At 65.0% G+C, this 14,253-nt stretch carries 10 protein-coding genes; 5 read left to right on the top strand and 5 right to left on the bottom strand.

Annotated features, from left to right (window positions below):
* Positions 1-22: 22 nt before the first annotated feature.
* A complete protein-coding gene (locus UP09_RS24695) occupies positions 23-1,063 on the bottom strand; it encodes a Csu type fimbrial protein (RefSeq protein ID WP_044540890.1) in 1,041 nt (346 codons plus the stop codon).
* A 105-nt stretch (positions 1,064-1,168) separates the two neighbouring features.
* Positions 1,169-2,455: an MFS transporter gene (locus UP09_RS24690; RefSeq protein ID WP_044540889.1), complete on the bottom strand. Its 1,287-nt coding sequence runs from the start codon at positions 2,453-2,455 to the stop codon at positions 1,169-1,171.
* 246 nt (positions 2,456-2,701) lie between these two features.
* On the opposite strand from UP09_RS24690, the gene UP09_RS24685 reads away from it, so the two are divergent.
* From UP09_RS24685 to UP09_RS24665, 5 genes are read left to right on the top strand one after another with little or no spacing between them, the layout of a single operon-like run.
* A complete protein-coding gene (locus UP09_RS24685) occupies positions 2,702-3,463 on the top strand; it encodes a class I SAM-dependent methyltransferase (RefSeq protein ID WP_044540888.1) in 762 nt (253 codons plus the stop codon).
* A gap of 36 nt (positions 3,464-3,499) precedes the next feature.
* Positions 3,500-4,153 carry an ABC transporter ATP-binding protein gene (locus tag UP09_RS24680; protein WP_082070266.1) on the top strand — a complete coding sequence of 218 codons (654 nt, stop codon included), beginning with the start codon at positions 3,500-3,502 and terminating at the stop codon, positions 4,151-4,153.
* Positions 4,150-6,609: an FtsX-like permease family protein gene (locus UP09_RS24675; protein ID WP_044540886.1), complete on the top strand. Its 2,460-nt coding sequence runs from the start codon at positions 4,150-4,152 to the stop codon at positions 6,607-6,609. Before UP09_RS24680 ends, UP09_RS24675 begins: the two co-directional genes overlap by 4 nt.
* Positions 6,599-7,687 carry a lipocalin-like domain-containing protein gene (locus UP09_RS24670; protein ID WP_044540885.1) on the top strand — a complete coding sequence of 363 codons (1,089 nt, stop codon included), beginning with the start codon at positions 6,599-6,601 and terminating at the stop codon, positions 7,685-7,687. The genes UP09_RS24675 and UP09_RS24670 overlap by 11 nt, the downstream gene beginning before the upstream one ends.
* 21 nt (positions 7,688-7,708) lie before the next feature.
* Positions 7,709-8,098: an MAPEG family protein gene (locus tag UP09_RS24665; RefSeq protein WP_044540883.1), complete on the top strand. Its 390-nt coding sequence runs from the start codon at positions 7,709-7,711 to the stop codon at positions 8,096-8,098.
* A gap of 190 nt (positions 8,099-8,288) precedes the next feature.
* Here UP09_RS24665 and UP09_RS24660 read toward each other — a convergent pair whose 3' ends face one another.
* The 3 genes from UP09_RS24660 to UP09_RS24650 all read right to left on the bottom strand — a co-directional run bounded on the left by UP09_RS24660 (position 8,289) and on the right by UP09_RS24650 (position 14,070).
* The gene (locus UP09_RS24660) at positions 8,289-9,479 is read right to left on the bottom strand and encodes an ABC transporter substrate-binding protein (protein ID WP_044541201.1); all 1,191 of its coding nucleotides are present in this window, start codon (positions 9,477-9,479) and stop codon (positions 8,289-8,291) included.
* Between the two features lie 245 nt (positions 9,480-9,724).
* Entirely contained in the window at positions 9,725-12,898 is a 3,174-nt protein-coding gene (locus UP09_RS24655; RefSeq protein WP_044540882.1) for an efflux RND transporter permease subunit, read from the bottom strand.
* Positions 12,895-14,070: an efflux RND transporter periplasmic adaptor subunit gene (locus UP09_RS24650; protein WP_502689081.1), complete on the bottom strand. Its 1,176-nt coding sequence runs from the start codon at positions 14,068-14,070 to the stop codon at positions 12,895-12,897. The genes UP09_RS24655 and UP09_RS24650 overlap by 4 nt, the downstream gene beginning before the upstream one ends.
* Positions 14,071-14,253: the final 183 nt, after the last annotated feature.

The following is a 14,253-nucleotide window of genomic DNA, read 5'->3' as shown; positions in this document are numbered from 1 at the left end:
GCGTGATTCTTCCGGATCACGTCTAGAACGTGATCGTTGCTATGACCGTGTCGGAATAGGTTCCAACCGCGGGCGCGACCTGAGGGGGCACGCGCCCATAGACGGTTACATTCTGATTGGAGCCGGTGCCGGTACCAAGCACGCAGGTCCCCGTTCCATTTGTGCAACTGGACGCCGACGTTGTCGTGCTCCAGGCGGCGGAACGCGCGGCATCGGTATAGAGATTGTAGTTGATGTGGTTCGACGCACCGTTGAGCATTCGGCGCTGACTGCCGCTTGCGTTGGCTCCGCTGTCCAGGCCAATCGAATAAGGGGTTGTGTTGGTGCATTGAACCGTGAGCGTCGCGACCGCATCCACGTTCGATGTCAGCAGCGATGCGCTTCCGAAGTTGAGGGGAGTGGCCGACAGATTGCAGTTCGCCAGGATGGTGGCCACCCAGGGCGACGAACCGGCATTGACGAAATTTCCCGGATTGGCCGAACAGTTTGGACTAGCAAGAAGGTATGCAGCCCCGGCAAGCGCGGGCGAGGTCGTGTTCCAGGTGTAGGTTCCCGGAACGGTTGTTTGTTGCCCGGCTTTGATTCGACCATAGACGGTAAAATTCTGAGAAGCGTTGGAGAGAAAAGGAATGGTCAAATTGAGACTGATTCCCGCCGCGCCGTATTGGGAGGCTCCATAGCCCCAGGAGCCCCAGACCTGGGTCCGTGCGGCATCGGAATAGAGCTCATGCTGAATTGTGCTGGCCCCGCTCCCCATGTACCGGATCGAGGAATTGCTGTTGGGCGACCCTTGGTCAAACTGGACGCATACGTTGTAGGTGCAGCCCAATGGCGAAAGGCACCCCGTACAATTGACGGTGAACGACGACGTCGTATCGGTGGTACCACCGGATAGAATGTTGACCGAACCGTAATTGCCGGCGGCGGCAGAGACCGAACAACTCTGCGCGTTCGCGCGACACGCGAACATCGTCATCGCGGCAAGCAATACCCAGACGGTGGTGGTGCCGCACTGGACGGTGCGCGCGAGATCGGAATTCAGATTTGCCGGCGAACGTACCACGTTGATCGTTCCCCAAGGAGATCGACTGGTCGAGGTCAGCGCAAGCTATCTCGGGTCTCGCCGCCGGCAAAGTCGACCCCGACCGGCTCCCGGTCGAGGCCTGTCCTACGCGAATTTCGGCTGCACGGCAGGTTCGCCGGTCAGCCGCGCCCGCTCGGTGTTGGGCCACAGCAGCAGCAGGCCGATCACACCCGAGCAGGCCATGATGGCGGCGTTGATGGAGAAGCCGGTCATGTAGCCGGCCATCGGTGTTCCGGCATGCTGGATCACGTTTCCCATCACCATCGGCGCGAGCAGGCCTGAGATCGTGTAGAGCGCTCCGTAAATCGCGATGACCGCGCCGCGCTGCGACACCGGCGTGAACTCGCCGAGCATCGGCGGGCAGACCACATAGATCGAACCGCACAGGCCGGAGCCGATCACCAGCAGCGCGATCATCAATCCACCGGGCGCGACATAGGGCAGCGTTGCAAGAATGCAGCCGCCGATAATCAGTGGCACCGAACCGAGCACGCCGCGCGCGCCGCGGGTGGTGAAGCCGCGCGCCAACATTAGCTGCGAGATCCATCCCGTGAGGAGCACGATGGTCGCGCCGAAGATCCAGGGCAGGATCGAGACGAATCCAGCCTGCTGCTGTGAGAAACCCAGACCCTCGATGATGAAGGACGTGAACCAGGTGAGGCCGAGCGACAGCGCCCAATAGGCGCCGAAGGTCGAAATCACGCAGCCGACGAAGGTGCGCGAGGTCAAAAGCTTCCAATAGGGAATCTTCGTCTCGCTGGCAGCGACCGCAGCAGTCGGCACCAGCGGACCTTCCTTGCCGAGCGCGAACCAGGCGACGGCCCACAGCAAGCCGACGATGCCGAGCGCGCCGAAGGCGTGATGCCAGCTGTGATTGACGATGATCCAGTTCAGCGCGGGCACCGCGAGGATCACGCCGAACGCCGAGCCCTGCGACAGGATCGCTGTCGGTAGCGTGCGCTTCTCGTCTGGGAACCATTTGTAGATCGCGTGTGCGGCGACCGAGAATGCTGGCCCCTCGCCGGCACCGAGGGCGATGCGGCAGATCAGCAGCGTCGCGAAGCTCACGCTGCCGATCATCGGAAACTGCGCCAGCGCCCAGATCACCGCGAGGACCAGCAGCACCCAGCGCGTCTGCACGCTGTTGACGATGAACCCCACCACGACCCCGGAGATCGCAAACAGCAGGAAGAAGGAGGCTCCGAGGGTGCCGAACTGCTCCTGGGTGAGGCCGAGTTCGGTCTTGATCGGCACGCCCGCGAGCCCGACCACGATCTTGTCCGCGAAGTTCACCACCATGTACAGGAACAGCAGGAAGGTGATGGTCCAGGCGCCTTTGGGCGTGTCCCCGGACGTCGGTTGCGTCGTCATGTCTGGCTCCCCGTCGTTTCGTCTTTCGGCTCTGTAAGATCGGCCCCTGCCGGAGATGCTAGCCACGCCTCGCTGCGCAAGGCAACACCGCATTTCCGCGGGGGCCGGCGGCTTTCGCCACGGAATTCCGGGCCACGGTTTTGCGCCCGCGGCGACCGATCACGATCGCGTCGCGCCGTCATTGAAACGGTGATCTGGCATGGCCCGGCTGCTATGCTCGGAACAGTCAAAGTCCGGGGTATTTTCATGAACAGATCCAGTCGTCGCATGGCTATGGGGACCGCGCTCGCGGCCGTCGCACTGCTCGTCGTACAGAGTGCCCGCGCGCAAGACGCCGCTGCTCCGGACTATGCTGCGATCGTCGCCGCGCCCGACCGCAGCGATGCCGACCGCCAGGCCGATCAGCGACGCCAGCCCGCCAAGATGCTGGCCTTTGCCGGCGTCAAGCCGGGCATGACGATCCTCGACATGGAAGCCAACGCCGGCTACAGCACCGAATTGCTGGCACGCACCGTCGGCCCCTCGGGCAAGGTCTACGCGCAGGACTCGGCCGCCGTGATCGAGCGCTTTGTCAAGGACAAGTTCGATACCCGCGCGCAGAAGCCGGCCATGAAGAACGTTGTGCATGTGGTGCGCAACTTCGACGACCCGATCCCGCCAGAGGCGACGAACCTCGACATGATCACCTTCTTCTTCGCCTATCACGACATCACTTACATGGAGGTCGATCGCGCCGCGATGAACAAGAAGATGTTCGCCGCGCTGAAGCCCGGCGGCTTCCTCGTCATCGCGGACCACTCCGCCAAATCAGGCGAAGGCACCAGCGTCGCCAAAACGCTGCACCGGATCGAGGAGAGCACGCTCCGCCAAGAGGTCGAGGCCGCCGGCTTCAAGCTGGTCGCCGAGGGCGATTTCCTGCATCATGCGGAAGACCCCAGGGACATTCCCGTCTTCAAGGCGCCGGTACCGATCGACGAATTCGTCCTGAAGTACCAGAAGCCACAGTGAGGCCCGGCCATCGCTTCGCCTGACCAGACCACCGCCGTGCTCCGCGTCACCGGCCTGACCAAAAGCTACCGAACGGCGAGCGAAAATGTCGCCGTGCTGCGCGGCGTCGATCTTGCCCTCGGAGCGAGCGAGAGCGTGGCGCTGACAGGCGAATCCGGCAGCGGCAAGAGCACGCTGCTGCATCTGATTGCAGGCCTCGACGCCGCCGACAGTGGCGAAATCAGGCTCGCCGACACGCTGGTCTCCAAGCTGAGCGACGCCGGCCGCGCCGAATTGCGCCGTGACCGGCTCGGCCTTGTGTTTCAGCAATTCAACCTGATCCCGAGCCTGACGGTATCAGACAATCTCATCTTCCAGTCGCGCATCGCCGGCCGGCACGATCCGGCATGGCATGACGAATTGGTCGACCGGCTCGGCCTCGCCCCGCTGCTGAAGCGCTATCCCGAGCAATTGTCCGGCGGCCAGCAGCAGCGCGTCGCGATCGGCCGCGCACTGGCGCCGAAGCCGCTGTTGTTGCTGGCGGATGAGCCGACCGGCAATCTCGACGAGGACACCGCCGACGAGGTGCTGCGGCTCGCGCGCGATCTGGTTGTTCGCACCGGCTGCGGCTTTCTGATGGTCACCCACAGCGCGCGGCTGGCCGCGACGCTCGACCGCCGGGTCAATTTGCATGCCGGGGTGATCGCGTGAGACGCGCCGTTTGGGTCCTCGCCGTGCTGCTCAGCCACTGGCGGCGGCATCCGATGCAGCTCGCCACACTCTTGATCGGGCTGATCTCGGCCACCGCGCTGTGGAGCGGCGTGCAGGCGCTGAACCAGCAGGCCCGCACCGCCTATGACCGCGCCGCCGCCACCTTCGGCGGTTCGCGCACCGCGATGCTGGTGAGCAATGACAGCGCGACGTTCCCGCAAAAACTGTTCGTCGATTTGCGGCGCGCCGGCTGGCCGGTGTCGCCGATGCTCGAGGGCCGCATCCAGATCGACGGGCGCAGCTACCGCCTGCTCGGCGTCGAGCCGGTGACCTTGCCCGCCGAGGTCGGCAGCGCGCCGGCGGTCGCGCGCGGCAGCCTGCAATCCTTCGTCACGCCGCCCGGCGAGATGCTGGTGGCGCCGGAGACGCTGCGCGATCTCGCGCTCGGCGAAGGCGCAAGGCCGCAGGCCAACGGCGTCGCGTTGCCGCCACTGCGCGTGCAGCCGGAGCTTGCACCCGGCGTGCTCGTCGTCGATATCGGAATTGCGCAAACCATCCTGAAGCTGCCGGACCAGGTGTCGCGGCTGTTGGTCGGCAAATCGAAAGCACCGCGGACATCACTGGACGCTGTCGCCGGCAACAAGCTCCGCCTGGTCGAGCCGAGCGCGGAGAGCGATCTCGAACGTCTCACCGACAGTTTCCATCTCAACCTCACCGCGTTCGGCCTGCTGTCGTTCTTTGTCGGCCTGTTCATCGTCAACTCGGCGATTGGCCTTGCCTTCGAGCAGCGGCTGCCGATGCTGCGCACGTTGCGCGCCTGCGGCGTCTCGGCGCGGATGCTCAACACCGTGCTGGTCATCGAGCTGGTGTCGCTGGCGCTGGTCGCCGGCTTGGTCGGCCTGGTCTGCGGCTATGTCATTGCGGCAGCCTTGCTGCCCGACGTCGCCGCCTCGCTGCGCGGGCTCTATGGGGCGCAAATCCCCGGCCAGCTTTCGCTCAAGCCCGCATGGTGGCTCGCCGGAATCGTCATCAGCATTGCGGGCGCGCTCGCCGCGGCCGCCGTGAGCCTGACCAAGGCGATCCGGATGCCGGTATTGACGACGGCGCAGCCGCAGGCCTGGCAGCAGGCGCAGCGGCGCTGGCTCAAGTTCCAGAGCGCGGCAGCAATCGCGGTCTTCGCGGTGGCCGCAGGCCTGATCTGGTTCGGCGATTCCCTGATCGCAGGCTTTGCCGTGCTCGCCGCGATCATGCTGGGCGCCGCGCTGATCTTGCCGATGATCCTGAATATTGCGCTGGCGCTCGGCGAACGCAGCGCGCGACAACCGGTCGGCATCTGGTTCTGGGCCGACAGCCGGCAGCAACTCTCGGGACTGTCGCTGGCGCTGATGGCGCTGTTGCTCGCGCTCGCGGTCAATGTCGGCGTTGGCACCATGGTGGACAGCTTTAGCCGCACCTTCCTGGTCTGGCTCGACGGCAGGCTTGCGGCCGACGTCTATGTCAGTGCCGCAAGCGACACGCAGGCCACGCAAATCAAGGCGTGGCTGCGCGACCGTCCCGAGGTCGAGGCAATCCTGCCCGGCGGCCGCGCCGACACGCAATTCGCTGATACACCGATCGAGGTGCTCGGCCTGCCTGATCACGCGACCTATCGCGACAGTTGGCCGTTGCTCGAGCAGGCTCCGAACGCATGGGTCAGGCTGCGCCCTGGTGATACTTGTCTGGTCAGCGAGCAGCTGTCGCGGCGGATGAAGCTTAGCCTCGGCGACCGGATCGAAGTGCCGGCCCCCGGCGGAAACTGGCCGCTCGAGATCGTCGGCATCTATGCCGATTACGGCAATCCCAAGGGCCAGATCGCGGTCAACTTCGCCGCGCTGACGCGGCGATTCCCGCAAACGCCGCTGACGCGAATGGGCCTGCGCGTTTCGCGGAACAATATCCCGGCGCTGATCACAGCGCTGCAGGACAAATTCGGCCTCGACGACCGCAACGTCGCCGACCAGGCGACGATGAAGGCGGAGTCGAAGCGGATCTTCAACCGCACCTTCTCGGTGACCGCCGCGCTCAACGCCTTCACGCTCGGCGTCGCCGGCATCGCGTTGCTGACCAGCCTGCTCACGCTCGCCAATTCACGGCTGCCGCAGCTTGCTCCGCTGTGGGCGATCGGCCTGACGCGGCGGCGGCTCGCGGCGCTCGAGCTGTTGAAGACCATGTCGGTCGCACTGATCACCGCACTGTTCGCGCTGCCGCTCGGCCTGCTGGTTGCCTGGTGCCTGCTTGCGATCGTCAACGTCAAGGCGTTCGGCTGGCGGCTGCCGTTCCACGTGTTCCCGCTGCAGCTGATCGAGCTGCTGGCGGTGGCGCTTGTCGCCGCGCTCTGTGCGGCGGCTCTGCCGGTCGCCAGACTGGCGCGCATGCAGCCGGCCAATTTGATCAGGATTTTTGCGAATGAGCGCTAGCGCCCTCATGACGCGCCGCGGCTTTGCCGGCGGCGCGTTGGCGCTTGCTCTTGGCGGGAGAAGCTTCGCGCAGGGCTTTGCCGGCCTCGGCGAGAGCGCCGAGGGATTTGCGACGGTCACGCCGGGCAGGCAACTCGTGTTTCCGCCCGATCACGGTCCACATCCGGACTTCCGGATCGAGTGGTGGTACGTGACCGCGAATCTTGCCGACACCAATGGCACAGCCTATGGCGCGCAGTGGACGCTGTTCCGCCAGGCGATGAAGCCGGGCGCAGCCGTCGAAGGTTGGGCCAATCAGCAAGTGTGGATGGGGCACGCCGCCGTCACCAGCGCCGCCACGCATCGCGTTGGTGAGACGCTGTCGCGTGGCGGCGTCGGTCAGGCCGGCGTCGAAGCCGCGCCGTTGCACGCCTGGATCGACGCCTGGGAGATGCGTGCCGCCGCCGACCCATTCAACGCAGCAACCGTCGCGCCCCTTGAGCTAAAGGCCTCGGCCGCCGATTTCAGCTACGCGCTGCGCTTGACGGCCGATCGCTCGCTAGTGCTGCAGGGCGACCATGGCTACAGCCGCAAATCCGATCGCGGACAGGCGTCCTATTATTACAGCCAGCCGTTCTTCGCGGCGTCCGGCCGCATCACCATCGACGACAAGCCGGTCGAGGTCACGGGCCGCGCCTGGATGGACCGCGAATGGAGCAGCCAACCGCTGGCGCCCGACCAGACCGGCTGGGACTGGTTCTCGCTGCATCTGCCCAACGACGAAAAGCTGATGCTGTACCGGCTGCGCCAGACAGACGGCCGGGAAAACCTGTTCGGCAACTGGATCACGCCGGACGGCCGCTCGACCGAGATCGCCGCCGCCGGCAACAGCATCACCCCAACGGCCACCACCGAGATCGATGGCCGCGACCTGCCGACCTCTTGGCGCGTGAACCTGCCTGCGCGCGGCCTTGCCATCGAGACTACCCCGCTCAATCCGAAGAGCTGGATGGGCACCAGCCTTCCCTATTGGGAGGGCCCGATCCGCTTTTCAGGCAGCCATGCCGGAATTGGCTATCTTGAGATGACGGGATACTAAGAACAATGAGGGACGCCTGAGATGTATCACTACACGGCCATCATCACCTGCCTTGCCATCGCATTTTATCTGTACACCTCGACCGAGGTGTCGCGCGCCCGCGTGCGTTACGGCGTCAAGCTGCCGGCGACCACGGGCAATCCGGATTTCGAGCGCATCTACCGCATCCAGATGAACACGCTCGAATGGATGCCGGCCTTCCTGCCGTCACTCTGGCTGTTCGCGATCTACGTTGGCGATGCTGCCGCGGCGGCACTCGGCGCGATCTGGATCATCGGCCGCATCGTCTACTTCATCGGCTATCGCGAGGCGGTGGCAAAGCGTGGCAGGGGATTCGCCATCCAGGGACTGGCGGTCGTGGTGCTGTGGATCGGGGCGATCGGCGGCGCGGTATGGCGGTTGGTGCATTGAGCGCTCGGTAGCCGCCGCACACTCGCTGTCGTCCCGGGCTTGACCCGGGACCCATAGCCACAGGATTCAGTTTTGCGAAGGCTGGATCCCCAGCCCGACGCAGCAACTAAGTTCGGTGGTTATGGGTCCCTGCTTTCGCAGGGACGACAGCTGTGTTGGGTCACGAGCTTCGCGTGACGTTAGCCACGCCTCACTTCGTCAGCGGACAGCCGCTGTCCTTGGCGCTGGGAAAAGCCTGATCGCCGGGTATCACGGCGAGCTGCTTGTAGTAATCAAACGGCTTCTTCGACTCCGAGGGCTTCTTGACCTCGAACAGATACATGTCGTGCACCATACGGCCGTTCTCCAGCACCTTGCCCTGCGCGAAGGCGTCGTCGACCGGCAGTTCCTTCAGCTTCCTGGTCACCGCTTCGGTGTCCTTGGTACCGGCGGCCTTCACCGCCTTCAGATAGCTCAGCGTCGCCGAATAGGTGCCGGCATGGATCATGCTCGGCATCCGCCCGGTGCGCTTGAAGAAGCGCTCGGAGAAGGCGCGGCTCTTGTCGTCATGGTCCCAATAGAACCCCTCGGTCAGCACCAGACCCTGCGCCGCCTCGAGCCCGAGTCCGTGAACCTCGGCGAGCGTCATCAGCAGGCCGGCGAGCTTCTGGCCCTGCTTGACGATGCCGAATTCGGCGGCCTGCTTGATCGAGTTGGTGGTGTCCTGGCCGGCATTGGCGAGGCCGACGATCTTCGCCTTCGAGCTCTGCGCCTGCAGCAGGAAGGAGGAGAAGTCCGACGAGTTCAGCGGCACACGGACCGATCCGAGCACCTTGCCGCCGGCGGCTGTGACGATTTCGCTGGTGTCCTTTTCCAGCGCGTAGCCGAACGCATAGTCGGCGGTGAGGAAGAACCACGTATCGCCGCCCGCCTTCACCAGCGCGCCGCCGGTGCCGACTGCAAGCGCATGGGTGTCGAATGCCCAGTGGAAGCCATAGGGCGAGCAGGCGCTGCCCGTGATGGCCGACGTCGCCGCGGCGACCACGATGTCGATCTTCTTCTTTTCCTTCGACAGATCCTGGACCGCCAGCGCCACCGACGACGCCGTCAGCTCGGTGATCATGTCGACGCCATCGGCGTCATACCAGCGGCGCGCGATCGCAGAGGCGAGATCGGGTTTGTTCTGGTGATCGGCGGTGACCAACTCGACCTTCTGGCCAAGCACCTCGCCGCCGAAATCCTCGATCGCCATCCTGGCGGCTTCGACGGAATATTTGCCACCGTAATCGGCGTAAACGCCGGACTGATCGTTGAGGACACCGATCTTGACGCCTTCAGCCTGCGCCGGCACCGCAAGCAACAGGCTGCACGCTGCGGCGGCGGCCAGAAATCCCGACAACAATCCCGATTTCATTTATGTTCTCCCAGCAGTTTCTATCAGGAAAATTCGGCGTGACGTTATTTTATAACCCTGCCGCTGCCCATCTATTTCCGATCAGTCAAAGGTATGGGCTTGCCTCGTCATTCCGGGGCGCGCCTCTTGGCGCGAGCCCGGAATCCATTTCTCCGCAGAGCGCGTGGCCTGATCGATTCCGGGCTCGCGCTTCGCGCGCCCCGGAATGACGGTGGAGAGGTCAGCGGGCAACCTCACCCCGCCGCGGACGCCGTCGTCTCAACCGGCTTCGCCTCGTTCTTCCCCTCGGCCAGGTTGCGCACCACCATGTAGAAGATCGGGGTGAAGACCAGGCCGAACAGCGTGACGCCGAGCATGCCGAAGAACACGGCGACGCCGACGGCCTGGCGCATTTCCGATCCCGAGCCGGTCGACACCACCAGCGGCAGCACGCCGAGGATGAAGGCGAACGACGTCATCAGGATCGGCCGCAGGCGCAAGCGACAGGCCTCGATCACCGCCTCCAGCCGCGGCTTGCCCTCCAGCTCGATGTCGCGCGCGAACTCGACGATCAGGATGGCATTCTTGGCGGCCAGCCCCACCAGCACCACGAAGCCGATCTGGGTCAGGATGTTGACGTCCTGCCCCATGATGCGAACGCCGATGGTGGCTGCGAACAGGCACATCGGCACGATCAGGATCACGGCGAAAGGCAGCGTCCAGCTGCCATATTGCGCGGCCAGCACGAGAAAGACGAACAGCACGCAGATCGGGAACACGTACAGGCCGGCACTGGCGCCGTTGACCTGCTGATAGGACAGGTCGGTCCAGTCATAGGCGAAACCGCTCGGCAGCGTTTCGTCCGCCAACCGCTTCATGATGTCGATCGCGGTCGCCGAACTGGTGCCGGGCAGCGTGTCGCCCTGCAGCTCGGAGGCTGGATAAAGATTGTAGCGCGCGACGCGGTCGGGGCCCGAGATGTCCTTGAAGTCCACGACGCTGCCGAGCATCACCATGTCGCCATTGGCGTTGCGGGTGCGCAGCCGCGCCAGGTCGGTGGTCTCCTTGCGGAACGGCAGATCGGCCTGCGCGGTGACGTGATAGGTGCGCCCGAACAGGTTGAAGTCGTTGACATAGGTCGAGCCGAAATAAGTCTCGATCGTGTCGGTGACATTGGCGATGGGAACGCCGAGCTTCTGCGCCTTGACACGGTCGATATCGACGAACACCTGCGGGGTGTTGGCGGTGTAGGGCGAGAACACCGACGTCAGCCCCGGCGCCTTGCGCGCAGCGCCGACGAGTTCGTCGGTGGCGGAGGCAAGCAGTTGCGACCCGCGGCCCTGACGGTCTTGGATGCGCATCGCGAAGCCGCCGCCGGTGCCGATGCCGGGCACCGCGGGCGGCGGGATCACGATGATGAAGGCGCCTTGGATTGCCGACAGCCGCTTGCGCAGCTCGTTGGTGATCAAGGTCGCGCTCTGCCCCTTCTTGGCCCGCAGTTCCGGCTCGTCGAACACCGGGAACAGCGCCGCAGCGTTGCTCGCCTGCGTCCGCGTCGCGCCGGAGAAGCCGGCAAACGACGGCACGCGGACCACGCCGGGCACCTCGAGCGCGATCCGCTCGATCTCGCGGACAACCTCGGTGGTGCGGGTTAGCGACGCCGCGCCAGGCAGTTGGACCGACACGATGACGTAGCCGCGGTCCTGCGCGGGAATGAAACCTTGCGGCGTGGTGGCGAGCAGCCATCCGGCGCTGCCGATCAGGACAACATAAAGCAGCAGCATCACCACCGAGTGGCGGATCACAAATGACGCGGTTGCGCCATAACCGTGCGCCAATCGATCGAACACGCGATTGAACACGCCGGTAAAGGCAGACCAGCCGCGCGCGAGCACATTCCAGCGCGCCGGCGGTCGCTTGTCCTCATGCGGAACCAGGATCATCGAGGCCAGCGCCGGCGACAGCGTCAGCGAGCAGAAGCAGGAGATCGCGGTCGCGACCGCGATCGTGACCGCGAATTGCTGGAAGAACTGTCCGGAGATGCCGCCGAGGAAGGCCGTCGGCACGAACACCGCGCACAGCACCAGTGCGATCGAGACCAGTGCGCCGCCGACCTCCTCCATCGTCTTGAGCGCGGCATCGCGCCGGTTCAGGCCATGTTCGAGATGCCGCTCGACATTCTCGACCACCACGATGGCGTCGTCGACCACGATGCCGACCGCGAGCACGAGGCCGAACAGCGTGAGGTTGTTGATTCCGAAGCCGAGCGCGGCCATCACCGCGAAGGTGCCGACCAGCGACACCGGGATCGCGATGATCGGGATGATCGCGGGCCGCCAGCCCTGCAGGAACACCAGCACCACCACGACCACCAGGATCATCGCCTCATAGATGGTCTTGATCAGCTCGTGGATCGACTGGGCAATGAACTCGGTCGGGTTGTAGCCGATGTTGTAGTCGAGCCCCTTGGGGAAGCTCGTCTTGAGCTTCGCCATGGTGTCGTAGATGCCCTTGGAGGTCGCCAGCGCGTTCGAGCCCGGCCGCTGCGTCACCAGCATCGCCACCGCCGACTTCTTCAGCAGGAAGCTGTTGGTGCTATAGGCCAGTGCGCCGAGTTCGATCCGGGCGACGTCGCGCAGCCGCACGGTGCGGCCGTCGCTGCCGGCCTTGACCACGATATTCTCGAATTGCGAGACATCCTTGAGCCGGCCGGTAAAGGCGAGGTTCGGCGAAAAGGCGCGATCCGAGATCGGCGGCTCCGCGATCTGGCCGCCGGCGATCTGCAGGTTCTGGGCCCGGACCGCCGCGATCACATCGCCCGAGGTCATGCCGAGATTGGCGATCTTGTCGGGGTCGAGCCACAGCCGCATCGAATAGTCGCGGGCGCCGAAGATCGTGATGTCGCCGATACCATCGAGCCGCAGCAGCTGGTCGCGCACCTGCAGCAGGGAATAGTTCGAGATGTAGAGCTGGTCGAAGGTGTCGTCGGGCGACAGCATGAACACGACGAGCAGGATGTCAGGCGAGTTCTTCTGCGTGACGACGCCGTTGCGCTGCACTTCCTCCGGCAACTGCGGCTGCGCGATCGCAACGCGGTTCTGCACCAGCACCTGGGCCTTGTCGAGATCGGTGCCGAGCTTGAAGGTGACGGTGATGGTCAACTGGCCGTTCGAGGTCGCCTGGCTGTAGAGATACAGCATGTCCTCGACGCCGTTGATCTGCTGCTCGATCGGGGCGGCGACGGTGTCGGACACGGTTTGCGCGGACGCGCCGGGATATTGCGTGGTGACGGTGACGGTCGGCGGCACTACTTGCGGGTATTCCGAGACCGGCAACGTGGTGTAGGCGATCGCGCCGACGATCAGCAGCACGATCGACAGCACCATCGCGAGGATGGGCTGGTTGATGGAAAGCCTGCCGAGATTCATGGCTTGGCACCTGCCGGCGCCTTGTCAGATCCCTTGGCCAGTTGCGGGGTCACCTTGGCGCCGACGCGGGCGCGCTGCAGGCCATCGACGATCACGTGATCTTCCGCCTTGAGGCCTTCGCGGATCACCCGCAGGCCATCGTCGAGCGGCCCGAGCACGACCGGCCTGGCCTCCACGGTATTGTCGTCCTTGACCACGAACACGATCTTGCGCGACTGGTCGGTGGCAACAGCAGTGTCCGGGATCAGCAGCGCCTCGTAGGGCGCGGAGCCGATGATCCTGACGCGGCCGAACTGGCCGGGCAGGATCGAGAGATCGCTGTTGGGGATGATCGCGCGGCTGCGCAGCGTCGCGGTCGAGACATCCAGGCGGTTGTCGAGGAAGTCCATCTTGCCCTCATGCGAGGGCTTGGTTTCGCCGGTCAGCGTCACCTGCACCGGATTGGCGGTGTCCCGTGAGCTCGGACGCCTGCCTTCGAACCAGAGCTTGCTGTTGCGCTGATAGGTCGCCTCGTCGACGTCGAAATAGATGTAGATCGGATCGAGCGACACGATCGAGGTCAGCAGCGTCGCGCCGCTCTCGCTCCCTTGCACGAGGTTGCCGGGGGTCACCAGATGGCGGCTGACGCGGCCGGTGATCGGCGCGATCACATGCGCGAACTCGATGTTGAGCTGGGCGGCCTTCAGCACGCCCTCGGCCTGGGTCTCGGCGGCGCGCGCTGCCTGCAACGCCTGACGGCGCTGGTCGACGACTTGTTCCGAGACCGCGCTGGTCTGCACCAGGCTCAGGCCGCGATCGAGATCGCGCTTGGCGAGTTCCCCCTTGGCGCGTGCGTCGGCGAGCTGGCCTTCGGCCTGCTGCGCGACGGCCTCGAACGGGCGCGGATCGATGGTGTAAAGCAGATCGCCGGCATGGACGATCGCACCGTCCTTGAACTCGACGCTGTTGACGAAGCCGCCGACGCGCGCGCGGATCTGGACCTCCTCGATCGCATCGAAGCGGCCGGTGAACTCATCCCAGTCGGTGACCGTGCGCTTGACCGGCTGCGCGACCGTCACGGGCGGCGGTGGAGGCGCGGCTGCCTGCGATTGCGCCTTGTCATCGCAGCCGCCGAGCGCCAGCGCGAAGACAAGACCGACCGGCGCAAGACTGCGCCAGGCAAAGCGGTGCAGCGAATGGCGCTCCAGGCGGGCCGCCGGAGCCGGGTGCCCCGTTCTGTCAGTCAAATTCAATTCCGTCTCCCCAAAGAGCCGAACGTCCCAATTGAAACTGCAGTAATTCAGCGCAGGTGGCCGCCGTAACATCGCCGCGGCGGACGTCACAGATGTGACCGCCCCCCAGTCTGTTCAAGACGG

It is taken from the genome of Bradyrhizobium sp. LTSP885, from assembly GCF_000938305.1.
Lineage (GTDB): Bacteria > Pseudomonadota > Alphaproteobacteria > Rhizobiales > Xanthobacteraceae > Bradyrhizobium.
Note: the sequence above shows the minus strand (reverse complement) of the source record. Positions and strands in the feature narration are given on the sequence as shown.

Bases quoted from the DNA above. Each gene is read 5' to 3' on its own strand.
- UP09_RS24690 (WP_044540889.1), bottom strand. From the start codon at position 2,455: ATGACGACGCAACCGACGTCCGGGGACACGCCCAAAGGCGCCTGGACC.
- UP09_RS24685 (WP_044540888.1), top strand. From the start codon at position 2,702: ATGAACAGATCCAGTCGTCGCATGGCTATGGGGACCGCGCTCGCGGCC.
- UP09_RS24670 (WP_044540885.1), top strand. From the start codon at position 6,599: ATGAGCGCTAGCGCCCTCATGACGCGCCGCGGCTTTGCCGGCGGCGCG.
- UP09_RS24665 (WP_044540883.1), top strand. From the start codon at position 7,709: ATGTATCACTACACGGCCATCATCACCTGCCTTGCCATCGCATTTTAT.
- UP09_RS24655 (WP_044540882.1), bottom strand. From the start codon at position 12,898: ATGAATCTCGGCAGGCTTTCCATCAACCAGCCCATCCTCGCGATGGTG.